The sequence below is a fragment of the Paenibacillus sp. TCA20 genome (genome assembly GCF_000732325.1).
Lineage (GTDB): Bacteria > Bacillota > Bacilli > Paenibacillales > Paenibacillaceae > Paenibacillus > Paenibacillus urinalis.
Window position 1 is genome coordinate 1 of the sequence record NZ_BBIW01000024.1, and the last position, 24,597, is coordinate 24,597.

The following is a 24,597-nucleotide window of genomic DNA, read 5'->3' on the forward strand; positions in this document are numbered from 1 at the left end:
GGCAACAGCTCCATACAATCTCAATCTTACGTATCACTAATGGAATATTTGATAATTTTAGGTCTGCTTCTTATTCCAACTTTTATTCATCCTGAATACTTGTACCAATTTATTTGCGATGGTTATAACGATTAAGATGGTAACGAGGATTAAGGTAATGGTTGCTCCCGGTGGAGTACCATACTCATAAGAAGTTACTAATCCGCTTAACATACCCGTTAATGTAATAGGAATCCCTATCAATATTGTGCTTGAAAAGCTTCTGCTCAATCGCATAGATATCGCTGCAGGTAATATTAGAATCGCAGATACTAAGAGTGCGCCTACGATTGGCATAATGATAGCAATGGTTATTCCCGTTAAAGCATTGAATAGGATAGACATCGTCTTTATGGGTAAGCCAGCAGTAAACGCCGTTTCTTCATCAAAAACCATGACGTACATCGCCTTCCGAAACACTAGGTATAAGCACAAAATAATACCCGCCAATATATAGAGTATCCACACCTGTTCCATACTAATGGTTACGATTGATCCAAATAAAAATTTTTCGATATTTAGTGTGGAACCACCCTGACTCAAACTAATTAGAAACAAGGCTAAAGCCATCCCAGCTGACATTAAAATGGCGATAGACACTTCAGAATACGTTCGATATAGCATACGCATGTACTCCAGTAAAACAGCAATAACTACGACCATCAAGATATTGGTCCAGGTTGGGTTAACGCTGACTAATAGTCCTAATGCGACTCCAGCTAATGAAACGTGGGATAGAGTATCTGCCATAAGGGATTGCCTGCGTAATATGAGAAACAATCCTAGCATGGGTGCAATTAATGAGATGACAAGGGAGGCCTGGAAAGCTCTTTGCATGAATCCATAGAGAAACATCTCCAAGGTAAGCCCACCTTTCGTATAAGTTCAATATGTTTGTTACAGTATTTTCGAAGCTCATCATGATCGTGTGTGACCATCAAAATTCCCTTCCCATGTGCCTCACTGTAATGCTTTAACAATTTGTAAAATTCTTCGCGTGATTTTGTATCCATTCCTGTGGTAGGTTCATCCAATACAAACAGATCAGGGTCTGTAGCAAAAACACGTGCGATAGAGATTCTCTGTTTTTGCCCCCCGGACAGTTCTCCAATCTTTTTATAGCGCATATCCCACATTCCAACGGATTCAAGGGCACGCTTGACCTGTTCTTTGTCCTCTTTATTTAATTTCTTTAACCATTTGCCTCTCTGATAACGACCAGACTGAACTAATTCTAATACTGTACTGGGAAAACCGACATTAAACGAAGCAACTTGTTGAGGGACATATCCGACCACTAGCTTCTCTCCGAGACGATTATTGGGGAATAAGCTAACTTTACCGGTTGTAGGCTTAAGTAAACCTAATATATTCCGAATTAAAGTGGTTTTCGCCGCTCCATTCTCTCCTGTCAGCATGATAAAGTCCCCTGGATTTAATTCAAAGGATATATTCGTAAGAACAGGCTCCTGTTCATAATGAAATGCCAGTTCATCGACTTTAATATAGTACATGAGATTATTTACCTCTCTATTTACTTTGTTCCTCTTAATTACTTATTTAATGCTGGCTTGCAACGCTTTGAGGTTGTGACGCATCGCTTCCAAGTACCCTAAATCATTCTCTATTAATTCCTCTGAAAGGACCTCTAAATCATATAAGACAGCTGTCTCTGTCCCTGTTTCTGCAGCAACCGTTTGAGCGATAGAGGAGCTGGCCCCTTGTTGATAATAAATAACGGGAACGTTGTATTCTTGAACTAAATCGGCGATTTCCGCAATTCGAGAAGGGCTTGGTTCTACTTCAGTGGATAGTCCACCAATCGCAATTTGTTCTAAATCATAACGATCTGCAAGGTAGCCGAAAGCTTGATGCTGTACGACAAAGGCTCTATGTGCTGCATCTTTTAATGTAGTCTGGTATTCTTTATCCAGCGCCTTAAGCTCTTCTATAAATGCTTCCGCATTGTCCTCATAAACTGCTTCTCCATCGGGGTCTGCCTCGATTAAGGCATTGCGAATAGCCAGGACCTGATCTTGTGCCAATACCGGATCAAGCCAGATATGAGGGTCTTGATTCTCATGATCATCAATGATTACAGAGATTATTTGTGATTCTGCATGAACATTCTTGTCATGATCATACAGTACAGCCTTCGCTTCGAAGCTTTCTCCTGTTGTTTTATGTTCAAAACGCTCCGTCTCTTGATCAGGTACTGCTTCCCATTCATGATCTGCGTCTTCTCTTATAAACCAATTCCAGCTTTTAAATTCTGTCTCTTCATTCATTTCGGCAGCAAGTGTAACCACATCGCCTGTGTGATAATGATCTGCTAAGCCCACAATCGATATTTCTTCTCCTGCTTGTGCACCGCTGTGTTCTTCATGTTCATGTCCTGCGTGGTCTTCATCTTCGTGAGCATGGGAATCATGATTATCAATCACAAGCTCTACCGGCTCGGATTCCGCATAAACATTATGATTATGATCATATATAACAGCTCTAACTTCAAAGCTATCTTCCGGGGCTTCTATGGTGAATGCTGCTGTCCCTTGTCCAGAGACAACTGCCCATTCTTCATCCGCATTTGCTCGTTGATACCAATGCCAGTGATCATAATCGACATCGCCTGTTAATTTCGCCGTTAGCTTAATCTCACCACCCGTATGATAGTGATCGGCCACACCTTCCACTTGTACACTTTCTGTGTCCGATTTCTCAGGTCCATCGGCTGCACGTACAATGATAAGGTTGTCATTTTCTACGGTATTAAATAAGCTCTTTGTCCAATACTCCATCTCATCGCTACTATAGACAAATACATCCGCTTCGTTTACAGCCGCGACATCTTGTGCACTTGGTTCAAATTGATGGGCATCCTGTCCTTCAGAGACCATAAGCTGCACATCCGCCCGATCTCCAGCAATATATTTAGTGAATTCATACATAGGTAAAAAAGAAGCTATCACAGAAATCTTGGATCCATCGTTGTTAGTCGTATTTTCTGTGTTTTGTGACTCACATCCAAAAAGAACTAAGGTTACAGTTAAAAAACGAAAAGGGTTTGAAGCATTTTTCGATTCATGTATTATAAATCTCCTTTGCTGTATTAGAAAAGTAGTACTACAAAAGCAGGGAGAAGAGAAGCGGTGTGCTTCTCTTCTCCTCTGTGCTTAATGCGCTAATTGGTCACGAACGATACCCTTTGCGTCCAAATCAGAAGGATAATAAGTTGGCCAATTGGTAACCTCTTCTAATAAAGCTTCACGATCATCTCCCCAATATAAATGGTAGTGATGTGAGTCCGTTGGGAATATGAGGTGATCACTGAATTGAATATATTGCGGCATATCTGCATTTTCATCTACGAGTTTATAAATAAATCGCACGCCTCGATTACCTGCTTCGTAAGTAAGAATCTCGAAACCATCGTATTCGTAGTCACCTGAAGATTCTTTTCCATCACGGAAGAACGTTACATTGCCATTCTCAATAATGATGCGTTCTACATCTGTTTCATACCCAGTTGTGTAGTATTCTTTGTATTCTTCAGCAGTCATATCGCCCTCTTCTGCTTTGTGTTCAAACACTTCGTCTAAATCACCAGCTAAAAGGTAGGGGTATACAGACTGCCAATCACCTTCCCAGTCCGATAATTCACGATCTTTGACTTGTTCATCTTCGAAGATTCCTGCATTAATGTTTTTGCTCTCTTCATCATGACCATGGTGGTCGTCGATAACGATGGTAACCGGCTCGGACTCTGCGTACACTTCATGATTACCATCGTACAGTGTAGCTTTAATTTCTAAACCATCCGTCGTTGCCTCCCCTGTAAAGGTCTCCCCCTCTTGACCAGAAGCCGCTTCCCATTCCGTTTGATCGCTTTCTTTTATGTACCAATGCCAGTGATCATAATCGACATTCTCACTGAGTACAGCAGATAATTCGATGGTATCTCCGGTATGATAATGGTCACCTAAGCCTTCTATTGTAATTGTTCCTGACTCTTGTACATCGGTCTCTTGTACATCAGTTTCTTGTACTCCTGTCTCTTCTGTTTCTGCTGCGTTATGATTAGCAGTTTCCCCTTCTTTTGCATCTTGGCAAGCTGCTAACATTACGCTTAATGCCAATAAACTAATAAGTAAAGATAATTTCTTCAAGTGTGTCTTCCCCTCTCGTCGCGCTTAATCGTAATCGTAATTATTACGTTTTAAAGGTTACACGGCTCTATACTAATTGTCAAGCTTAAATAATTGTTTTTATTTAATATTTCTAAATTGAACAGCGGTGGGAAGTCCTGCATTGGGAGGAGCTGTAATAGGGAATTCACTTAGGTAAAAGAAAAGGAGCAGCTGGCCAAAAGGCAAACTACTCCTTGCTATTTTGAATTAATTTAAGTCGTTTCTCTCAAGTATATACACTCAGGATATTCTCCTGACTGCAAACCATAGCTCTACAAAATTAAGACCATCATCCTTACTTCCTGTAATCTCAAATTCCATCCCGTCGATCTGTTCATATCCGGCCGTAGGCAGCCACTCAGAAAAGAACCGCCTATATAGTGTTTCAATGGTTTCATTAAATTTATCCCATGTAAAAGGATCGGATGAGAAGATCGCCCACGTGTGTGCGGGTATGGTTATACTTGTGTACCCATCAGTTTTACTGGTTTCATCCTTAAATGCGCACAGCATGTAGGGGAAGGTATCCTCTTCCGTTCTTTTATAGCTACAAACAGCATGTACTTTATGATAGTCCTGATAGATAAAGGCAGGCAGGTCACCCGCATTCGCAGCAAGTCTTTCTACCTCGCCATTAGCATGACTTTGTTTCCATAAGTCTGCTGGCGTATCCACTCCGTTTAATTGAAATACTTTTTCGATTCCGAATACTTGAAAGGATTCTTTTGTCTCAATACGGTAATTCATAGCCTCTTCCCCTTTGATTGAAATGAGGAAGGAGATCCGTGGATAGGCTTTGAGGGCAGTCCCTTCTTCCCGGGCCATTGCTGGATTTACACCATGTAATAATTGAAAAGCCCTTGCGAATGAAACTGGAGATTCATAACCATACTTTATGGCGATATCCACAACTCTCATGTCGCTATTCTGCAATTCAATAGCAGCGAGAGTAAGCCGTCTTCTCCTTATATATTCTGCCAAAGGCACATTTGTAATGAATGAAAACATTCTCTGAAACTGATGTGATGAACAACAAGCACATTGAGCTACTTCCTTTAAGTCAATATCTCCGGTTAGATTCAATTCGATGTGATCCAATGCCCGGTTCATTCTCATAAGCCAATCCATCTGATCCCTCCTCTTAACAAGAGTATAGTTATGCTATGGCTACGAATCGCAACTATTTGTGCACAATTAAGTTTCGTGTCCGAGGGGAGTGGGCGCTCTCCTTCATTCAGATAATATGAGGTCAAGCCAGGACTCAGCCTCATGGTACAGAACAGGATTGTTGTCCGGCGTGTAGTATGCAAGCGCTGATACCGCTTGGGATACGACCCATCCCCTTGCTCTTGCCCACGTAGCATCATCTGTCGGGAGATGTTCGCGGAATGCATCACGGGCTGCAGCGGAATGCAGCTTCCATGCAACCATGATATCGCACGCAGGATCTCCAATCCCCATGGTATCCCAATCGATCACACCCGTAATGCGTCCGTTTCGCACGAGCCAGTTACGCACATCGAGGTCGCCGTGATGCCAAACGGGTGGTCCGTTCCAGGGAGGCAGCAAGCGCAGATTCCCACACTGCGGACACGGCAGGATCGCCATCGAACCGTGCCAGCCAGTATTGAAACTCTTCATTCCGCTGAGCCAGAGGAATACCGCGTCCTGGCGGTCCCTCCGATGGATTGATTTGTTGCAGTGCTGCAACGAAATCTGCAAGATCACGTGCTGCCTGAATTACGTCCAACTCTTCTATAGGCACCGTCTTCCCCTCAACCCATGTATGTATTTCCCAAAACCACGGATATTCGTTATTCGGCTGCCCTTGTGCAATAGGAACAGGGGTTTCCAGCGGAAGTAAGGGTGCGAGCTTGGGCAGCCAGATCAATTCACGACTTTCCGGTATCGCAGGTCCCTCGCGCCGTGCAATACGAACAGAATACTCGTCACCGAGCCGAAAGATGGCGTTCACTGTGCCCGCCGGCTCGATCCGCTCTAGGGTTAGCTCTGCCCACTGGGGAAACTGCTCCAGAATGAGACGGCGTACAAGCGCTTCGTCAATTTCCATTTCATCGGCATGCATCTTTCCTGCTCTCATGTTAACACCTCTTCGTTAGATTGATTAAGTCAGAATATTTAATTATAGGTAAACTAGCCTTCCAGATCTTTAATGCTGCACTTTCTTGAATAAATTAAGCACATTACTCAGTCACTATCTTTCATAAGTTTATCTAGGCAGGAATTGTACAACGCTCTGTATCTTTCGTTTTCCTCGCACACAATTAATGTAACCAACCTTTGAATTACTACTTCTCTAATCCAACGATTCATAGGTCAGATCTCCTTCACTGAACGATTTGTAACATCCAATTAAAATGGTACAGCTTGCTTCCTTCAATCGAATATTACGCTTATAATCAGCGAAAATATACACGTTTCCCAATTTAGTTCTTATTGACGTGAATTGATATTTGTTACATATATGAAACATAGCGTTTTGGAATCATGTATAATAAAAATACTCAAGTATAAAAGATCTTAACTAATATTGTGAAGGAGTTCTTCCCCATGTTCTCGAACGAACAGATTTTATCTTTTAACGATTTGGAATTGTCACTATATAACTATATCTCTCAACACATGGAAAAAGTAGCGTATATGCGTATCAGAGAATTAGCAGATGAAACTCATGTATCCACAGCGACGATCCTGCGTTTTTGTCGAAAAAATCAATGTGAAGGTTTCTCTGAATTTAAAGTGAAATTGAAAATGCACTTATCCCAACACAAGAAAACATCGTTAAAAAATTCACACCACGCTATATTCGAATTTTTTGAACGATCCCTTAAACCCGAATGGGAGGAAAAAATCAAGGAGGCCGCCCGACTTGTATCCGAAGCGAGCTCCGTCATTTTTATTGGTACGGGAAGCTCTGGAATTATGGCTGAGTACGGTGCTAGATATTTTTCAAATCTTGGGACTTTTTCTATGTATATTAAGGATCCTCATTTCCCTATCCATGCTAAAGTACGACAGAATAGTATCACCATTGCGCTGTCTACATCCGGTGAAAACACGTTTACCATTACTCACCTTAAACAACTAAAGCAGGAACAGAACAAAATAATTAGCATTACGAATAACAGGCAATCGACGATTGCTAAAATTTCCGACATCAATATTCCCTATTATGTAAGTGAAGAGTTTTTCGAATCAGCCAATATCACCACTCAGGTGCCGGTTCTTTTTGTTCTGGAGTGGTTGGGACGGGAAGTGCATAGACATAATGAGCTAATGGAGATTGAATAATACCCCAGTACGTTGAATCACGCACGAGATCATTTCCGTTTGGCTCATAGTGAAATCTATAACTTCCCCATCTACTTATAGCATCAAGTTAATCGGTGTGGGCGACGGCTCGGATCTCAATTAGTTGATGTGGAAACGCTAGACTCGATACACCGACGGAAGTAACAGCCGGTCTATGGTCTCCTATATACGCTTTGTACAATTGGACGCACTGCTCAAAATGCTCTTCCGGTTGGGTCATATAAATTTCTAACTCAGCAAGATTAGACCTTGTGACACCAAACCCTGTAAGCACACGATCAAGGTTCTCGAACGTCTGCAGCGTCTGTACTTCGATATCCCCTTGACCAACGAACTCACCCTGCATATCGTGGGAAAATTGACCGGAAATGTAGATTGTGCCATTCACACTATATCCTTGGGTAACACCAAAGGCTTCTTCCCAAGCAACACCATGATTGTATGTTTGAGTATTCTTCATTTTATTCTCTCCTTTAATTCAAAGTAAGGTTAGTATAAAATGAGCAATGATAAAAATGTAGTACGCACATTTTTGATAGCTACTACCCGAAAGGATAGTGTAATTATGAGTATGGCTGAATATAAAGGCAAAGTTCGTAATATTCAAGACACCCCATTTGGTTATACGATGTCAGTGATCGGCGGCAAATGGAAGATGGTTATCATCTATCTGTTAGCAGAGAATCAACCTGTTAGGTTTAATGATCTCAAGAGACAAATAGGAGCAATTACTTATAAAATATTGAGTTCACAGCTAAAAGAATTGGAAGCAGATGGTCTTGTCGTGCGGAAGGAATATCCACAAGTCCCTCCTAAGGTAGAGTACAGTCTCACAGACAAAGCAGAGACGCTCTTACCTTTATTAGAAGAATTATGTGAGTGGGGCGTAAAAAATCGAGGCGTGTAAACTAGGTATTTAGAACCTTCGGCAACATAGAAAAGCAGCCGTATCACATTGACGCAGCTGCTAATTGAGCATAATGAAGTTTCGTATTCACTTATGAATAGCCTAAAGCAGTCTTTAAAGAGCTTAGACAAAGAACTTTTAACTAACACGATGCCTTTTTTGTAGATAGTAAAGGATTTTCAATTCATCCTTTATCAATACATTTCAATACTAGATCCCCGAATTTTCGAATGTCTTGAATATAATCATACCCTGGGGGATTAGGTCCGAGCTGATTTAACATTCTGACGACCACGACGTGATACTCAGGAATAACTAGAACCGCATTTCCAAAGAAACCGAATAATTGATAGGAGCCCCGAGGAAGGTCATACCCTAGCTCAGATACAGGCCGGTTCATATCTTTTACCCACCAAAAGAACCCATTTCGAGGTAAAGCTTCATCAAGCTGACTTGGAGTCACGATGGAAACGGCTTGTTCAAAGATTAAACGAGGCAGTATTTGTTCCCCCTTATACTTCCCCTTATTCAAAAACAAGTTTCCCCATTTAGCTAAATCTCGTGTATTTACAAATAAATTCGCCTCACTGCCGTCATTGCTTGAGTATTCTTCATTAACCCATACCAATTTGTCATTTTTCTTATGTATCCAGTCTGTGTTCATGAATCCATAAGAGGCAAACACTCGATCCCTTAACACTTGTGCAAGAGATTGGTTAAATACGTTTTGTACGATCCTAATAAGCAAATTAACCCCCGCATTATTGTATTTCCAGTCTGTCCCTGGTGGGAATAGCCTTTCGTTTGGTCCTTGCAGGCCATGAGTATGTGTCAGGATATGCCGTATGGTTGTATTGTGTATAACCTTCACGTTTGTATCTTCTAAATAGTCTACGATGTAATCGTCAATACTTCTTATTTTCCCTTCATAGAGCGCAAGGCTGATTGCCAGACCAAGATAGGTTTTGCGAATGGATGCTACATTGAACTGTGAATCTTCATCTATTGATCGACTGTTAGGGGACTTATCATGATAGCCAGAATAACATTCATTTACGATCTGATTATTTTGCATGACCAGGACTGATGATCCGGATGCAGAAATTTGATTCCTGATCTCCTCCACATGATCATTAAGCTCATAAAAAGTGTGAATTGATTGATTAAGATTCATGGTACCCCTCCGTTAATGGAACTTCTAAATCAAATATTCGACAGTTCACTACATTAACCTGCCCGTTCATTAGGTTGATAACTGTTCGTTCTCTCCAATGTTTCAAGCAGGCATCTGAACTTTATATTGATTATTTTTCCAATACAGGATATTTTATATTTAGCTTAGTGATAAGCAAGTTCCTGACACGAAGGGAGATGTTTTTAATGGCTGCGACTTATATGGTGGTTCTGTCTTAGAAACTGAATAGCAGGCATGCACAATTAGGAGCGGGAAAACGCCCGTATTATTTGGTATGCCATCCAAAGTAACCTTTCGTGAATATTGCTGTTTGCAGATACGATGAAGGTCGTATCTTTTTTGCGTCTAACAAACAATATTAAAGGAGCTAAAAATGAATATTAAAATTGATGCACTGATCCATGCCTTAAGCCAGCAGTTCAAGACCCATATTATCTCCACTGACTTTCAAACAATATCGTTACAAGGCGGCACAGTAGGAAATGTGTACCTCGTTACTGGGAACGCCGAAACCATGGATGGCGACAAATTGCCATACCATATTGTGCTCAAAAACCAGAAGAAATGGGACCGATACGGCGATCCGGGTTCTTGGCGTCGGGAATATGATCTCTATGCATCTGATCTGGGAGCGACGTTCTCGGATGCCTTACGCTGGCCGACATGTTATTACGCGAAGATGAATGCCGAAGAAGATGAATTCCAGTTATGGCTGGAATATATCGATGGCGTATCTGGTTTAGACTTGACTGGTGATATGTATGAGCACGCCGCGCTGGAGTTAGGCCGCTATCAAGGCAAGCTGTACGCAGAGCAGCCCGCTGTACTGCAGAGTCTGACTAACCTGAGCCCTGCGGATCTCATGAAGAATAGGTATCTTCATTACCGGTCATGGCCGGTCGTCTACGATTATATCCGCTCGGAGGACTGTGCTTTCCCGCAGCATGCGCGGCAAATGCTTATCGATATCGATGAGCACTCAGATGAGATATTTGCCCGCATCCAGAAATTGCCCCTCGTGCTGTGCCACCGGGACTTCTGGGTCACCAACCTGATCTATGCAGAGGATAAAATCGCGCTCATCGACTGGGATACATCCGGATGGGGCTACCTGGGCGAAGATCTCGCAAGCCTGATTGCGGATGAAGCGGATATTCATCATATGGTCGAATACTACCAGCGATGTGTCCCTGCGTATTACAAAGGATTTTCGGCATATGCGAATGTCCCTCCTCTCACCGAGCATTGTGTCCACGAGATGATCCTTCTCGCATTCGGATACAGGCTGGTGGAGTGGTATCTCCACACTGAGGAGGATGAAGAGAAGACCATGCATGTCGATACACTCCAAAAAATCTATGAAATGAAGAGCATTCCTGTATAGAATTAACTCTTAAAAAAAGAGCTCCGAAAACCCTTGATTGCAGTGGGTTTTCGGAGCTCTTTAAATTTACTTTTTAGATACTAAATTAAGGATTATCAATCTGGGAATTTCTACTTTAGAGATTCGGGGTATACGGTCAAATTTGATCCTTACGACTTACTTCCACCATTCATCCTGTGGAGTAACCGGAAGCTCTCTTTTATGCTGTGAAGCCTTGTAACGCGCTTCGATCTTCGCCGCAGATGTCGAATCAACCTCATGTCCAGTAAGATAGCTGTCCAGTGTCTCATATGTGATTCCTAGCTCGGTCTCGTCTGCTTGCTGAGGCTTATTGTCCAATAGATCGGCTGTCGGAGTCTTCAAATACAAACGTTCCGAGGCACCAAGCTCCTTCAGCAGCTCCCGGCCCTGGCTCTTCGATAGTCCCGAGAGGGGAATGAGATCTGCGCCGCCGTCTCCAAACTTGGTGAAAAATCCCGTAATCGCTTCTGCAGCGTGATCTGTACCAATGACCAGAGCTCCGCGTTCGCCTGCAACCGCATATTGCACGATCATACGCATTCTGGCTTTGACGTTCCCTTTGTGGTAATCTGCCAAGGCTTGCCCTGCGGCTGAATTATACTCACTTGTGAAGGCATTTACCGAGTCTTCGATATTAAATACGACTGTATCGTCTGGTTGAATGAACTCAATAGCTGCCATCGCATCCGCCTCATCGAGCTGAGTTCCGTAAGGTAGGCGAATTGCAGTAAAGCGTGCTTCATATCCTTCCTCGCGCAGCGATTCCACGGCCAGTTGCGCCAGTCTCCCGGCTAATGTGGAATCCTGTCCGCCGCTGATGCCGAGCACGTATCCTTTGGCTCCTGTCTTTTTACAATAATCCTTCAGGAAATTCACTCTTGCGCTGATCTCTTCACTTGCGATAATACTAGGCTTTACATTCAGTTCTTCTATGATTTGTTTTTGAGTATTCATTTGTTGGTTCCTCCCTATTTTTGATGTAAAAATCATTTATATAATTGATGTTTTTTAATATAGTCATAGCATGGATCAGGGACTAAATAGCGGGGTTCGCCCCCCATCTTCAACTCATCTCTGATATAGCTTGAGCTGATCTCCATGGCCAGACCCTTATCAATCAAGTGAAACGTGTATCCATCATCCGAGTTCCTGAGAATCGGCGATTTGCTGATTGCAGACAACATGTTGATTCCGTCCCGAGCCATAACGATAAATTTATTCTCGCGAATAAGCTCCTCTGCCCGGCTCCATTTGCCCTCTCCGATATCCACAAGCAGATCGGCACCCATGATAAAGTAGATTTCATCATCCGGGAACTTCTCTCTGTAATGTCTAAGGGTGAGGTAGGTCGCGATTTCCCAGCCAAGCTGCTGCATTTCGTAAGGATCTGCTTCAAACTTGGGATTGTTCTGAATCGCCATGTTAATCATGTTCATTCGATGCTCGTCGCTGACATTCATCGTTTTGTCCTGGCGCTTGCTTGAGCAAGGCAGGAAGATCACTTTATCCAGCTTGGCACGGTGAGCCACTGTACTGGCCGTCCATAAATGTACGTTCGTAATAGGATCGAAGGACGATCCGTAGATACCTATTTTCGCCACCGACGCTCCCTCCTTACTCTTTCATGGCTGCGGCCACTCTCTGCCTCACTTCATCAATCCGCTTCATCTTATTGTCCCAGCACGCTTTACTCAGATTAACCGGGTATTCTGCCGGATTCAGTGTCCGCTTATATTCATCCCATAAAAGACTAAGATTACGGTTAAGAAAATCTCGACTTTCTTGGAGTGTCGGAAGCTTATACACCAATTCTCCGCCTGCAAAAATCGTATGATAAAGCGCTCTGGCTTCAAACTCAGTAACGAATTTACCTATATACGTATGCACTGGATGGAACATATGGAGACGTTCCTCCTTGGACGGCTCCTCATGATCGAGTGCAATATAGTCGCCTTCCGACTTGCCATTCGTTTTATTGATAATGCGGTACACCTTTTTCCGGCCAGGGGTCGATATTTTTTCCGGATTAGAGCTAATCTTGATCGTATCTGCCATCTGCCCGTTCTCATCCTCGATCGCAATCAGCTTATATACCGCGCCAAGCGCAGGCTGATCGTAGGCCGTGATAAGCTTGGTTCCTACACCCCAGACATCAATTCGTGCACCTTGTGACTTCAGATTCATGATCGTTTGTTCATCCAGATCGTTGGATGCGTAAATCTGAGCTTCGGTATATCCCGCTTCATCCAGCATCCTGCGAGCTTCCTTGGACAGATAAGCCAAGTCCCCGCTGTCTAAACGAATTCCCTTGAACTTAATTCGGTCACCCAGCTCCTTCGCAACCTGAATCGCCGTAGGCACACCTGACCTCAGTGTGTCATAAGTATCAACCAAAAATACACAGTCTTGATGAGTTTCTCCATATTTTCGGAAGGCCATGTATTCGTCTCGGTACGCTTGAACCATCGAATGGGCATGTGTTCCTGCGACAGGAATGCCGAACAGCTTCCCTGCTCTCACATTGGAGGTGGCATCGAATCCTGCAAGATAAGCGGCCCGGGTTCCCCATATGGCTGCATCCATCTCCTGTGCTCTTCGTGTCCCGAATTCAACACATGAATCGGTGGCAGCGGCCTGCTTGATGCGAGATGCCTTCGTTGCAATCAGGGTTTGGAAGTTAACAATGTTCAGAATGGCCGTCTCCACGAGCTGTGCTTCTGCCAGTGGTGCCTCAATGCGCATTAACGGTTCATTTGCAAATACGAGCTCCCCTTCCTGCATCGAATATACCGTACCCGTGAATCTCAGCCCTTGCAAATATTGAAGATATGCCTCTTCGTACCCTTCTTCACGCAGATACGCCAGATCGCTCTCTGTAAAGGAAAAACCCTTCAAATAACGTATTACCCGTTCTAAGCCGGCAAAAACAGCATATCCGTTCTGAAAAGGAAGCTTGCGAAAATATACCTCAAAGACGGCTTTGCGCTCATGCATGTTATCCCGCCAATAAGCCTCTGCCATGTTGATCTGATATTTATCCGTATGCAGTGCCATACTGTCATCCTGATGCTGCAACTGCATAAGCTCGATTTTGTTCATCGTATAGTTCCTCCATTTCTATAGATCGCTGCACCGAGTGTTTCTGCAAAATGTCCGATGGCCCAGTGATGCCCCTCTGTGTTGAAGCTGGCAACTGCATCCTCATGAACAACGATTTGATAACCTTTATTGTAAGCATCTACTGCCGTATGCAGAACGCATATATCGGTACAGACGCCTACAAGATGCAGCTCCTCTACTCTGCGTTCCCGGAGCCTCAGTTCCAGATCTGTTCCTTGAAATGCACTATATCTTGTCTTGTCGATCCAAAATACATTCTCGCTCTTCTTATTATGCTGATAAATCTTCTCCAGTTCACCATAGAGCATACGGCCACTTGTGCCCTTGATATTGTGTTGCGGATAGAGCTTTGTTTCAGGATGATAAGGGTCGCTTGCTTGATGCACATCTACTGTAAAAAAGACAAGCTCCCCTTTCTGAATGAACTCTTCGGTTAGCTCTGCAATTCTGCGTTCAATTCGCTGTCCGGGTTCACCACAGGTCAATGCACCATCACTAGCTACAAAGTCTTGCGTATAGTCAATATGGATCAATGCTTTCTTATTGTTCATCATTAACCAATAACAGCTCCTTTAACATTTAATTTAACTATTACATAATTGTTAATTAATAAGATAAATAAAAATGATACTTGTGTGAATCCTGCTGAGTCCTGAGGTATCCTATCAGAGTTTTATTCTGACAGCACTTCACAATGTTATTGCAAAGTGCTGTCAGACAAAGAGTTACAGCTTCGCATGATAGATCGACTTATTCAAGGACACATCAACAAATCGGTATAGCTGCGTCGGCCTTTTTGACGTTCTCGTCGTCTTCTGCCCCGCTACTTCCTGAATAAAAGGCAGTGTCTTGATCTTTCTTGCGAAGGCAGCCTCTAACGTTATTGCTGAATCATCTGTGACGGTAAGCAGAACGGCCTGTAGCTCAGAGTACGTAAATTCTGCCGGTAGGAATTGTTTGGCAACGGTTGTTTCGAGCAGCTTCTGCTTAATGACCTGTATAGCGTCCTTGATAATGACTGCATGATCAAACGCCAGATCAAGCTCAAGCACCTCGCTGACCGAGAACAGCTGCACATCCGCTGCATCATCATTGGCTTCTCTTGCGGATAGCTCATGCTCTGGAACGATGGCAAAATGGGCATTCGTGATAATCCAGCCTCTCGGATCACGCCCCGGCTTATCATACACGCCAAAGTGCTCCAAATGAATATTCTGTATCCCTGTTTCCTCATGCAGCTCGCGCTCAGCGCTCTGGAAGGCTGTTTCCTTCGGATCTACAAACCCACCAGGAAGCGCCCATTTACCCGCCTCAATATTTGGCTTACCTTCACTATTCACCATGCTTCTCTGGATCAGCATAATTCTCAAATCCATCACGGGAGGTCTGAACTCCTCATTTCGGACGGGAACAATGGTGAACACAGCAATGTCTGAAGTATAGCCATCCGGTGTTCTATATTTCTTGATATCGTAGTGTTCCATTGCTTCTGTGTTAGACATTGCTATGATCTCCTCAGGTAATTTAATAACAATTATCAATTTGTTAATTGTATTATATGCAAGACAGCATTCTTTGTCAACCAAATATTTGAAATAAATAAATCCCCCGGCTAGGATCACAAAAGCCGGGGGATTTACTAATACAACTTTTTTGTCACTGAGAAACAACTTATGGATTCATGATATTTGCTAAGTTGAACATCATTTGTGCACTTTCGGCACGAGTACCGACGCCAAATGGTCTGAACTCATCTGCCGAGAATCCGTTAACCACACCTAACTTATTAGCGACCATAATTGCTTGTACTGCCCATTGAGGAGAATCCGCCAGATCCGTATATTCAGCATCGCCTGCTTCTGGCTTCTCACCTGTTTTGAAGGTATAAGCACGAATGATCATAGCAGCCATCTCCTGACGAGTGATCCTCTGTGCAGGAGCAAATGAACCATCTGTGTAGCCCTGTACGATTCCTGCATCCGCTGCTAAGCCTACTTCGTTTGCAAACCATTGATCTGAGGTAATGTCTGTAAATTCTGCTTGTGCTTCTCCTTCAAGATTAAGCAGCCTTGCCAGCATTGTAGCAAATTCGGCTCTCGTAACGGTACGATTCGGCTCAAAGCGTTCCGTGGTCGTGCCTTCAACAATCTGCCTTGCCGCAAGCTGTTTCACAGCCGATTCTGCCCAATGGCCCACAGGCAGGTCAGTAAACGATTTATTATACTCCATTGCTGCATAGAAGCTAAAATGATTCAGCTCTGCTGTAACCCAGCCATTCCGAACCGTTCCGCCCATATAGGTTACAGAGCCATCACTTTCGCCGTAGTATATTCCAGTTAAAGCGGGATTAGCTCCTTCCGGAATAGGAAGTGAAATAACGATAGGTTCTTCAACTTCAAATTCATTGAGTGTTATTACTTTACCGTTACTTGGCTCTAGAGACAGCGTGAGGTCATATGCTCCTCCTATTTGAAGATTTGCTCCGTACCGGTCTTCTGCCTGACTCAGCCAGGAGGAGACTTCCGCCTCATCAGCAGCCTTGGCTCTTAGTACAATCGTGCTGTCTGCCAGCTGCTCATCTGATGCCAGATCAGCAAACTTCCGCAATACTTCCGATGGAATTACAAGCCTAATATTATTGGCCTGAACCGTAATGCTCTTTCCTTCGGCAAGTTCGGCTGCCTTGCCTGGCATCACAAGCTCGGTGAATGAATTGCTGCCCATCGAGAATTGAATCTGTTCCTCTGAGCCAAGTGCATTCAGGTCTTCCTCTGAAACAATCAGCTGACCCGGTGTATTACTTGCTTCTTCTTCACCATTGCCATTATTGCTTCCGTTATCTTCGTTGCTTCCATTGCCGCTCTCGCTGTTATCCTCATCAGGGCCTGTAGTGTCGGAAGACGGTTCTACACGTAAAGCTTGAGACGCAGACTCTTCTCCGTATACCGCTGTAATCACAGTCTCGCCCTTGCGATGTGTACGGATCAGACCATTCGCATCAATTGAAGCCACATTATCGTTGCTGCTGCTGAATTTCACGCCTTCGGTGATCTCCGATACAGTACCATCACTGTAATAACCATTGACGAGAGCCTTTGCTGTATCATTCACTTCAAGCCTCGATGGAATGCCTGTGAGCTCAATTCGTTCTAAATCAACTGCAGGCTGTTCCTCGTCAAGCACCGTAAGGGTGAATGCATTGCTAAACTCCCCATACACAGCTGAAATAACGGTTACTCCTTCACGGAGTGCAGTAATGGTGCCTTCGGAATCGATGGCTGCCACCGTTTCCTCGCTGCTCGTATATTGCACGCCTTCAGTCAGAGGATGCAAGCTGTTATCCGTATACACAGCCTGCGTCACTGTCGCCGAGGTTTCGCCAACTTGGAGCTGTTCCGGACCGGAGAACTGGATGTAGGCAAGCTCAGGCTCCAGTTGCTCTTCTATGACCTGCAGATCATAATCATCAGTCAGCCCGCCATACTTAGCCGTAATCTTGACCATGCCTTCGGTAAGTGCTGTTACCACTCCGAGCTCGTCCACTTCCGCAATGGCTGGATCCGCGCTTTGGTACTGAACGCCTTCCGTTATCGGCATGCGCTCACCCGATGCGTAGACAGCTTCCACTACCGTCGTATCTGTTTCTCCCGGCTTCAGCCATGGTTTCCCTTTAAGCTCGATAGCCACCGGCGCTTCCGCATCAGTAATATGAAGTTTAATATCACCGAATCGGTTCGGCGAGGACTTACTTGTGGCACGAATCACAACATCTCCGCTCTTTATTGCTTTTACTACGCCGCTTTCGGAGACCTCGACTAATCCTTCCAAACCTTCTTTCGCCTGTTCTTCGGATAGTTCTGTTACGGACCATTCCATATCTTCAGGCAGCATGCCGTTGACACTGAGCTGTAATTCTTCGCCTACTTGTATTTCGCTTGTTGGAGCTTCTACGGTATACATAGGATTCTCAAGTACGGCTTTATCCACTAATTTGCCATCAACCGTTTTGGTCGTTACCGTCAGGGTATCTCCATCCACTTCGACGGAAGAGTACATTTGTATATCCTCATCTACGACAACATCTTGGAAATACCGTTCGGTTCGCTCATAAAACTTTGGACCTGTAGCACCTGGAATGATATACGTCGTGCCTTCACGCTCACCTACAATCTCATGGTTATAGAGCGGATAAGTACGCAAGTAAATATGATCATGGCCATTCATGACCAGGTCTACATTATATTTGTCAAACACCGGAGTCCACGCGGTACGCACATTCTCTGTATCGTAAATGCTTGCATACGGCCCGCGGTGGAAGAAGACCAGCTTCCATTGCTTATCCGTATTCTCCAGATCGGCCTCAAGCCATGCCTTCTGTTCTTCAATTTCGTATTCACTGTTCAGAACAGAGATATGCATGTTTTTATAGTCGAAGGAGTAGTTCGTTCCTTTCTGATTCTGGGAACCATTCTGCGGATGGTTGAAATGAGCCAGGAAATCCCCGTTCTTCTTCGTCCCTGTCACCTCGTGGTTACCCACCAACGTAACTGCGGTCAGATTCATCAGCTCTTCCTGGACTTGAGAGAACCACCAGTTCCATTCCTTCTCCTTGAAGCCATTATCGACCATATCCCCTACATGAACCATAAATTCGGCATCCGGTTGCTCCGCAATTGCGGCATCCATCGTGCGTCCCCACAGCTCAAAGCCTGCAAGATCAGCAGCCTGGGAATCCCCGAACACAAGGAATTTTGTATAATCGCCTGTATCCGGCGCTGTTGTAAAGGAGCCTTGCTCGCTGTAATGCTCTGTACCATCGCCTACACGATATACGTAAGCCGTTCCCGGCTTAAGCACGTCCGCGCTTGCTTTATGAACACGAATGGTGCCAATGTCCAATGTATTGAACAGACTGCTATCACCGCTCAAGCGAATTACATCCGGTTGATTAAATCCTGCAAATCCCTCCTCTTCGGCAATTTCCACTACCGTTTCGTTTACACTTGGATGTGTGTGCCAGTTAAAGCTGCGCGAGATGGTCGGATCCTCACCCATCCCGACTGTAATATTGTATGGCGTTTCCGTACCTGCAAGCGAGGAGGTCGTAAATTCTGAAACCAGACTGTGCTGCCGATCTTTTATCGCCTGCACATCATAGCTCTTCATTGCTTCCGTGAGCTGACCTGTACGAAGCTGACCTGATGCATCCGTAACCAGCGTCCCGTCGCCAACTTCAGCTCCATCTGCAAACAGCTTAGCGCCTTCTACCGGTTGGCCATTCTCATCGGTCACTGTAAAGGTGGTAACATAATTTTGAGCGATATTTTCGTCCCACTGAAGTAACAGCTCATGCTTGATCTCGGACTTCAGGGACGCTCCTCGATAAGACTTCGGTTCATTCGAACCTACCATATCAAGCTCCGATGAACGGAAAGCAATAGCATTCGATCCCGAAGCTGTGCCATTCACTGTATACGAAATTTGAGCGATGATATCTTCATCAGTAAGAGACGCCGACTCCAAACCGCTGAACTGCATACGAGCAACGCCTGTCTCAGCGTCAACGGACCGCGTAATCTGTGATTCCGCCAGCTTATCGCCTTTTACTACAGAGATGTCTTTAACGAAGGCTGTATCGAATCCCAGCTCTAGATGACCGCCGGTAAGCAAATCCACCTGGTCAGCTGAAATGTCAACCGTATAAGTATGTCCCGCATATACTTGCTCTGGCGTAGTATAACGGAACTTGGGAGCTCCTGTATCTACAGTGAAGTTCCATTCCTTGATCGTCTGATTGCCGGACAGATCGCGGACCGCAAGCTTCACCGTATGATATCCATCCTCCAGCGGAAGCCCAGGCGTGTAGCTGATACGACCTTCCGGCGGATATAGCGTATGCGCTACTTGCTCCCCGTCGATATACATCCGAATCTTGGAAGGATCAATAAGAGTCGTTCCTGGATGAACCTCTACGTCCCAGCCGGCGTCAGCCGCATGTGCGTGAATGACAGGTGTGCCTGTCGTTACTGCTGTATCTTCAGAAGGCGTCACATCCGTAATGACTGGAGGCTCGTGATCCTCGTCAAGAGGCCCGTAGACGGCCCTGATTTGGTCGATATAGATCGCACCTGCCGTCTTTTTGTTATTATTGGTTTCCATATAGCGAACCGGCAAGTCCATGGTAAGCGGTGTTGTTTTCCCTGCCGGTATATTGGCCTCAACATACTTCCAGCCTGTCCAATCCACACCATAATCGGCACCTGTAAAATCGATCGCAAAGGCCGCATTGTTGCCGTCACGTACTTGTGCCCGAAGCCAGTGCTTTTGTCCGTCGCCGTATACCCACATTCCAATCTTCTGCGGATACCCGGGAATTTGAATATTTTCTGCTTTGCTATTTGCGGATACATAGGCTCCCGATGTACCTGTCATACCAACAAAATCATAGGAAAGCTTAATCGAACCGTCCCCCGAACGGACGTAATCCGGATCGGTATTCAAGTCAACCTTGACCGAATTGTATGCCGCTCCACTAGCTTTATAGCTATCGATGCTCTCAAACTCTTCCAGCACAACCGGCGGTACTCCTACATTAACTTCCATTGAGGTCTCGATGCCTTTGTAGCTGACAAAAATAATACCCGATTGGCCGCCCTCATTCGTCGAATGAAACACACCATTATCATCAATTGTGCCAATATCACCTTCTACCCGCCATTCAAATACATCATTGCTCGATTGAATAACTTGGCCGTCCCGCAATGCTGTTACGGTCAGCTTCTCATTAACGCCGGTATTATAAGTCTTAATATCATCCAGGAACTCAAGCTCCGTAATTTGATCCACGACCTCAACTTCCGCCGTGCCTTCAAGACCGCCTGCAGATGCAGACACCTGACCGGCAACGGCATTTTGTCCGGCGGTGAGTACCCCATCCTCCGAAATAGTTCCTAGGTCAGGAGATACCGACCAAGTGACAGCACCTTCGTGTTCAGCAGGATGACCTGTCTGATCAACCGCTGCTGCATTATATTCGTAGGAAGAGCCCGCCAGGATACGTTCCTCACCTGGTGTTACAGCAAGCCTTGATGCAGCCCCCTCCGGCGCCGTGTTCACAAGCAGCAGTCCGTTGCCCGTTGCGCGCTCACCGCCGTCAGAACCCCGGTTCAGCATCTGCACATCCGATGTACCCGGCATCCGGGCTACGAACGTTGAAGAACCCCCTCCGTCCAGATTCATGGCGTTCACAACGCCGATATCGGCCAAAATTTTGGCAAGCTCCTCTGTCGTTACACCTTCGCTGAAGCCGGGTGCACGTCCGTCAATTTCAAACAGCACGATGGAGCCGTCAGCCTTTGTCCCAATAGCCGTACGCGGGTGCACGCCCTCTGGGCCCACACCAGTCTGTACTACACCGTCCTTCACGAGAGGCCCCTGTCCACTGATTACCATGCTTGCGTCCTGCCATTCACCATCCAGCTCGAAGCTGGCCGTCAGTTCATCACCTGCTGCCAGGGAGCTGACAACCGGCAGCTTCGTTCCGGATGCAGACAAGACAACATTACCTTCAGCAATCGGTGCGTCACCTTGATTCGCACGAACCTCCAGCACCTTCAGCTTCATTGTTTGTCCGCTCTTTACATCACCCTCCTGCACTTGCAGCACAACCTCAGTGCCAGATGCATTTGTTTTCGTGGATGTATAAAAGTCCGGTGTGTATAGTGTCAGATGATTGTTCTCTCTGTAACGATTTATGCTCGTCAGATTGGTCTGAGTACCGTCAATGGTCACCGACATCGTCAGCTTAGGCTTACCGTAAACCGAGGTCCCGTCTTCCTTGAGCCCAAAGGCAAAAGAGCTGGAACCACTGTTCAAGATTCGGCCTTGATCAACAAAGAGGCCATTCGGTACACCAGTTCCGTAGCCTGACAGGTCATAGAAGTCTCCGTTAATGCCCGCGATAACGCGGTTTCCTGGAGCATCTGTATGCTCCGCCATTTCCGACACGCCCTCCATACCATATACGTATCCGCCTTTTGTACCTGCACGCAGGTCCAATTGGGGTGAATCCGGATTAAACTCGACGAAATGCATTTTTTCGAGACCCCGCTCGATCTCCATGTCATACCAAGTATAATCTGCGCCTGGAGCGAGCTCTGTTTTTCTTACATCCAAAACACGGCCGAATGCCGTATCCGGTGCTTCTGACAGGGCCGCATAAACGCTGCCTAGCGGCTGCAGCATAAAGAATAATGCCAGCAGAAAGGCAAGGAAAGCTTGTCCTGATCTGCGATACCAACGAATCATCATTTCTTTCTCCTCTCCCGAGTGTTGTATATTATTTTTTCGCTCTACCAAATTGTAGTAATGAATTGTTAACTTAACTAAAGGGTTTTGTAACCAAAGCCCCTTAGAAATATAAAAGGTATTCGGAACGCCGCCTTAGACGACAATCAGAATACCTCGATCACTAAACAGATAACGAATGATTCTCAGCAATCAATGAGCTCTCGTTGACATTTTTGGAATTTGGCAGCCCACGGGTCGTTTTATCATAGAACCAATAGACCCCTACCAAGAGTACAATAATTCCGCTTAACGTAATTACTTGTGCTGGACTAATGAATTGACCCAGAATCCCTCCGGCCAATGACCCCAGCGGCATGGCTACGCCACTTAGACTATACGAGGCAGAGAACACACGACCAAGCAGATGCTGCGGGATACCTTTTTGAAGATACGTATTGATCAGAATATTCGTTATGCCCCCAGGAAACCATGCGAGTCCATAAATCGTGATGGCTATCCCTACATTAGAGGTCAGCATCGAAACCGACCACAGCACTCCACTTGTTACAAATGCAGCAGCATAAATTTTGCCCATACCGTATCGTTCAAGCTTCAGATAAGGAGCAAGAAGAGCACCAAGCATACTGCCGACAGCCTGCGCCATAAGCAGGAATCCATAAACCTCAGCTCCACCATGCATCCTGCCAAACTCCGGCAGTACAACGAACGTGGCTCCGCCGACACAATTGATCACGATCACGCCCATCAGCAGACGAGAAACGGATTTACTTAACAATATTCTGACACCTTCAACAAGCTCAACTTTGTAATTACTGAAGAACGTGCGCAGATGGAAAGTGTCTTCAGATTCCTTCTTAGGAATCTTCGGCAGGCGAATCATGGAGAAGATAATAGTTCCCATGACGAACATGACAGAATCCAGCAAGTAGATGGATACTGCACCGAAAGCGACAATGATAACACCAGAAACGGCGTTACATGCTGTATCAATACCTTGATTGGCAAAGGTGAATAAAGAGTTGGCTTTGGATAAGTCTTTGGATTCAACAAATTTGGGTAGTGCGGATACTTGTGCAGGATATACGAACATATTCAGGGAGGATAGAATTGGGAAGATAATCAAGACAAGGCCTACGGTCAGAAAGCCCATATAATCCGCCAATGGAATGAGCAGCAGGATCACTGCCTGTGAGAGCTGTGTCACTATTAATAATCTGCGAATCGATATCCGATCAATGATCGGTCCGGAGATGAATTGGATAAACCTTGGAAAGATAGATAGAAAGCCCGCGAGTCCGGTATACAAAGTAGATCCTCCGAGCTCCGATACAAGCCACATGGCTGCCACAGCGTACAGAGAGTCACCGATGTTCGTGATGACCCTTCCCAGAAACATAAACCAGAAGTTCCTATTCGTCCACAGACTCATTCATTTGTCTCCTTCTCCACAGGCTGATCATCCTGTGACTCAACAGATTTGATCATCACACCGATACTGAACTCCTCATATTCGCCATTTTCTTGTTTACCGGATGTTTTCTGCACCCATTGCTCGAGAAAGGCCTTGAATTCCTCTGTCAGCTCTGCTTCCTGCTCTTTAGTTAACATGAGCCGAAGATTGATTGTCGTTGATTTTTTTGATGAATAGCCTGCGCTGATTACAGGATCGAGGGCCTCTGGAGATGACGAATTAAACCATTTCGATCTGGATTGGTAGTACTTCTCTGTAACACCGCCGATCTTCTTCTCCTCCACAAGGTCGAGTAATCCCCCTTCGTACAGCTTAGTGATGTGATAATGCACGTTCCCGCCCGACTCGCCCAATAGGTCTGCTACTTGCTTTGCCGTTCTAGGGGTCGTGGTCAATTGCCCTATAATCTTCACCCGAAGTGCATTTCCAAGCAGCTTGGATTGCTCAATAGATACATTCAGCATGTTGTTATCACTCATTAGGTTTACCTCCCATAACTACAATCTAATTATTTAGATCATCAATCTGTGAATTTAGATTATCAGAACAGGAAAAGTTTGTAAATAGGCATTTTAGAAAAAATAGCCTTATGTCCCATTGATCCGTTTATCCTCCCTCTTTTATTCTAAG

Annotated in this window: 20 protein-coding genes; 3 read left to right on the forward strand and 17 right to left on the reverse strand. The window is 45.0% G+C overall.

Features of this window, described 5'->3' with window-relative positions:
* Nucleotides 1-57: 57 nt before the first annotated feature.
* From TCA2_RS25215 to TCA2_RS27945, 7 genes are all read right to left on the reverse strand, one after another.
* Entirely contained in the window at nt 58-900 is an 843-nt protein-coding gene (locus tag TCA2_RS25215) for a metal ABC transporter permease (protein WP_047914367.1), read from the reverse strand.
* Nucleotides 837-1,553, reverse strand: a complete 717-nt coding sequence (locus tag TCA2_RS25220; protein ID WP_047914368.1) for a metal ABC transporter ATP-binding protein — start codon at nt 1,551-1,553, stop codon at nt 837-839. Before TCA2_RS25220 ends, TCA2_RS25215 begins: the two co-directional genes overlap by 64 nt.
* A 42-nt stretch (nt 1,554-1,595) precedes the next feature.
* Complete coding sequence (locus tag TCA2_RS25225) at nt 1,596-3,149, reverse strand: metal ABC transporter solute-binding protein, Zn/Mn family (protein WP_370510388.1); 1,554 nt, start codon at nt 3,147-3,149, stop codon at nt 1,596-1,598.
* A 63-nt stretch (nt 3,150-3,212) separates the two neighbouring features.
* The gene (locus tag TCA2_RS25230; RefSeq protein ID WP_047914370.1) at nt 3,213-4,205 is read right to left on the reverse strand and encodes a metal-binding protein ZinT; all 993 of its coding nucleotides are present in this window, start codon (nt 4,203-4,205) and stop codon (nt 3,213-3,215) included.
* A gap of 261 nt (nt 4,206-4,466) precedes the next feature.
* On the reverse strand, nt 4,467-5,354 hold the full coding sequence (locus tag TCA2_RS25235; RefSeq protein WP_047914371.1) for an AraC family transcriptional regulator: 888 nt from the start codon (nt 5,352-5,354) through the stop codon (nt 4,467-4,469).
* Between the two features lie 102 nt (nt 5,355-5,456).
* Complete coding sequence (locus TCA2_RS27940) at nt 5,457-5,744, reverse strand: phosphotransferase (protein ID WP_274520953.1); 288 nt, start codon at nt 5,742-5,744, stop codon at nt 5,457-5,459.
* Complete coding sequence (locus TCA2_RS27945) at nt 5,737-6,327, reverse strand: phosphotransferase (RefSeq protein WP_274520954.1); 591 nt, start codon at nt 6,325-6,327, stop codon at nt 5,737-5,739. Before TCA2_RS27945 ends, TCA2_RS27940 begins: the two co-directional genes overlap by 8 nt.
* Nucleotides 6,328-6,797: 470 nt before the next feature.
* On the opposite strand from TCA2_RS27945, the gene TCA2_RS25245 reads away from it, so the two are divergent.
* Nucleotides 6,798-7,538 carry a MurR/RpiR family transcriptional regulator gene (locus tag TCA2_RS25245; RefSeq protein WP_047914372.1) on the forward strand — a complete coding sequence of 247 codons (741 nt, stop codon included), beginning with the start codon at nt 6,798-6,800 and terminating at the stop codon, nt 7,536-7,538.
* Between the two features lie 88 nt (nt 7,539-7,626).
* Here the strand turns inward: TCA2_RS25245 and TCA2_RS25250 are convergent, their stop codons facing one another.
* On the reverse strand, nt 7,627-8,019 hold the full coding sequence (locus TCA2_RS25250; protein ID WP_047914373.1) for a RidA family protein: 393 nt from the start codon (nt 8,017-8,019) through the stop codon (nt 7,627-7,629).
* Between the two features lie 105 nt (nt 8,020-8,124).
* Between TCA2_RS25250 and TCA2_RS25255 the strand changes: the two genes are divergently transcribed.
* On the forward strand, nt 8,125-8,466 hold the full coding sequence (locus tag TCA2_RS25255) for a helix-turn-helix domain-containing protein (protein WP_047914374.1): 342 nt from the start codon (nt 8,125-8,127) through the stop codon (nt 8,464-8,466).
* Between the two features lie 184 nt (nt 8,467-8,650).
* Here the strand turns inward: TCA2_RS25255 and TCA2_RS25260 are convergent, their stop codons facing one another.
* Nucleotides 8,651-9,640 (reverse strand): serine hydrolase, encoded by a 990-nt coding sequence (locus TCA2_RS25260; protein ID WP_047914375.1) that lies wholly within the window; start codon nt 9,638-9,640, stop codon nt 8,651-8,653.
* Nucleotides 9,641-10,034: 394 nt separating this feature from the next.
* Between TCA2_RS25260 and TCA2_RS25265 the strand changes: the two genes are divergently transcribed.
* Nucleotides 10,035-11,045 carry an aminoglycoside phosphotransferase family protein gene (locus tag TCA2_RS25265; protein ID WP_047914376.1) on the forward strand — a complete coding sequence of 337 codons (1,011 nt, stop codon included), beginning with the start codon at nt 10,035-10,037 and terminating at the stop codon, nt 11,043-11,045.
* 156 nt (nt 11,046-11,201) lie between these two features.
* On the opposite strand, the gene nadE is transcribed toward TCA2_RS25265, so the two are convergent.
* From nadE to TCA2_RS25305, 8 genes are all read right to left on the reverse strand, one after another.
* Nucleotides 11,202-12,020, reverse strand: coding sequence for an ammonia-dependent NAD(+) synthetase (gene nadE / locus TCA2_RS25270; RefSeq protein WP_047914377.1), 819 nt, complete (start codon nt 12,018-12,020; stop codon nt 11,202-11,204).
* Nucleotides 12,021-12,052: 32 nt separating this feature from the next.
* Nucleotides 12,053-12,667, reverse strand: a complete 615-nt coding sequence (nadD, locus tag TCA2_RS25275) for a nicotinate (nicotinamide) nucleotide adenylyltransferase (RefSeq protein ID WP_047914378.1) — start codon at nt 12,665-12,667, stop codon at nt 12,053-12,055.
* Between the two features lie 13 nt (nt 12,668-12,680).
* Nucleotides 12,681-14,165 (reverse strand): nicotinate phosphoribosyltransferase, encoded by a 1,485-nt coding sequence (locus tag TCA2_RS25280; RefSeq protein WP_370510386.1) that lies wholly within the window; start codon nt 14,163-14,165, stop codon nt 12,681-12,683.
* Complete coding sequence (locus TCA2_RS25285) at nt 14,162-14,737, reverse strand: cysteine hydrolase family protein (RefSeq protein ID WP_047914395.1); 576 nt, start codon at nt 14,735-14,737, stop codon at nt 14,162-14,164. The genes TCA2_RS25280 and TCA2_RS25285 overlap by 4 nt, the downstream gene beginning before the upstream one ends.
* A gap of 174 nt (nt 14,738-14,911) precedes the next feature.
* A complete protein-coding gene (locus TCA2_RS25290) occupies nt 14,912-15,688 on the reverse strand; it encodes an NUDIX domain-containing protein (RefSeq protein WP_047914379.1) in 777 nt (258 codons plus the stop codon).
* Between the two features lie 169 nt (nt 15,689-15,857).
* The gene (locus TCA2_RS25295) at nt 15,858-22,496 is read right to left on the reverse strand and encodes an S-layer homology domain-containing protein (RefSeq protein WP_238546512.1); all 6,639 of its coding nucleotides are present in this window, start codon (nt 22,494-22,496) and stop codon (nt 15,858-15,860) included.
* Between the two features lie 160 nt (nt 22,497-22,656).
* On the reverse strand, nt 22,657-23,925 hold the full coding sequence (locus TCA2_RS25300; RefSeq protein ID WP_047914381.1) for an MFS transporter: 1,269 nt from the start codon (nt 23,923-23,925) through the stop codon (nt 22,657-22,659).
* Nucleotides 23,922-24,446, reverse strand: a complete 525-nt coding sequence (locus TCA2_RS25305; protein ID WP_047914382.1) for a transcriptional regulator — start codon at nt 24,444-24,446, stop codon at nt 23,922-23,924. Before TCA2_RS25305 ends, TCA2_RS25300 begins: the two co-directional genes overlap by 4 nt.
* Between the last annotated feature and the right edge of the window lie 151 nt (nt 24,447-24,597).

Excerpts from the sequence above, each read along its gene's own strand:
- TCA2_RS25220 (WP_047914368.1), bottom strand. The coding sequence starts at position 1,553 with ATGTACTATATTAAAGTCGATGAACTGGCATTTCATTATGAACAGGAG.
- TCA2_RS25235 (WP_047914371.1), bottom strand. The coding sequence starts at position 5,354 with ATGGATTGGCTTATGAGAATGAACCGGGCATTGGATCACATCGAATTG.
- TCA2_RS27945 (WP_274520954.1), bottom strand. The coding sequence starts at position 6,327 with ATGAGAGCAGGAAAGATGCATGCCGATGAAATGGAAATTGACGAAGCG.
- TCA2_RS25245 (WP_047914372.1), top strand. The coding sequence starts at position 6,798 with ATGTTCTCGAACGAACAGATTTTATCTTTTAACGATTTGGAATTGTCA.
- TCA2_RS25250 (WP_047914373.1), bottom strand. The coding sequence starts at position 8,019 with ATGAAGAATACTCAAACATACAATCATGGTGTTGCTTGGGAAGAAGCC.
- TCA2_RS25255 (WP_047914374.1), top strand. The coding sequence starts at position 8,125 with ATGAGTATGGCTGAATATAAAGGCAAAGTTCGTAATATTCAAGACACC.
- TCA2_RS25260 (WP_047914375.1), bottom strand. The coding sequence starts at position 9,640 with ATGAATCTTAATCAATCAATTCACACTTTTTATGAGCTTAATGATCAT.
- TCA2_RS25265 (WP_047914376.1), top strand. The coding sequence starts at position 10,035 with ATGAATATTAAAATTGATGCACTGATCCATGCCTTAAGCCAGCAGTTC.
- nadE (WP_047914377.1), bottom strand. The coding sequence starts at position 12,020 with ATGAATACTCAAAAACAAATCATAGAAGAACTGAATGTAAAGCCTAGT.
- TCA2_RS25280 (WP_370510386.1), bottom strand. The coding sequence starts at position 14,165 with ATGAACAAAATCGAGCTTATGCAGTTGCAGCATCAGGATGACAGTATG.
- TCA2_RS25285 (WP_047914395.1), bottom strand. The coding sequence starts at position 14,737 with ATGAACAATAAGAAAGCATTGATCCATATTGACTATACGCAAGACTTT.
- TCA2_RS25290 (WP_047914379.1), bottom strand. The coding sequence starts at position 15,688 with ATGTCTAACACAGAAGCAATGGAACACTACGATATCAAGAAATATAGA.
- TCA2_RS25295 (WP_238546512.1), bottom strand. The coding sequence starts at position 22,496 with ATGATGATTCGTTGGTATCGCAGATCAGGACAAGCTTTCCTTGCCTTT.
- TCA2_RS25300 (WP_047914381.1), bottom strand. The coding sequence starts at position 23,925 with ATGAGTCTGTGGACGAATAGGAACTTCTGGTTTATGTTTCTGGGAAGG.
- TCA2_RS25305 (WP_047914382.1), bottom strand. The coding sequence starts at position 24,446 with ATGAGTGATAACAACATGCTGAATGTATCTATTGAGCAATCCAAGCTG.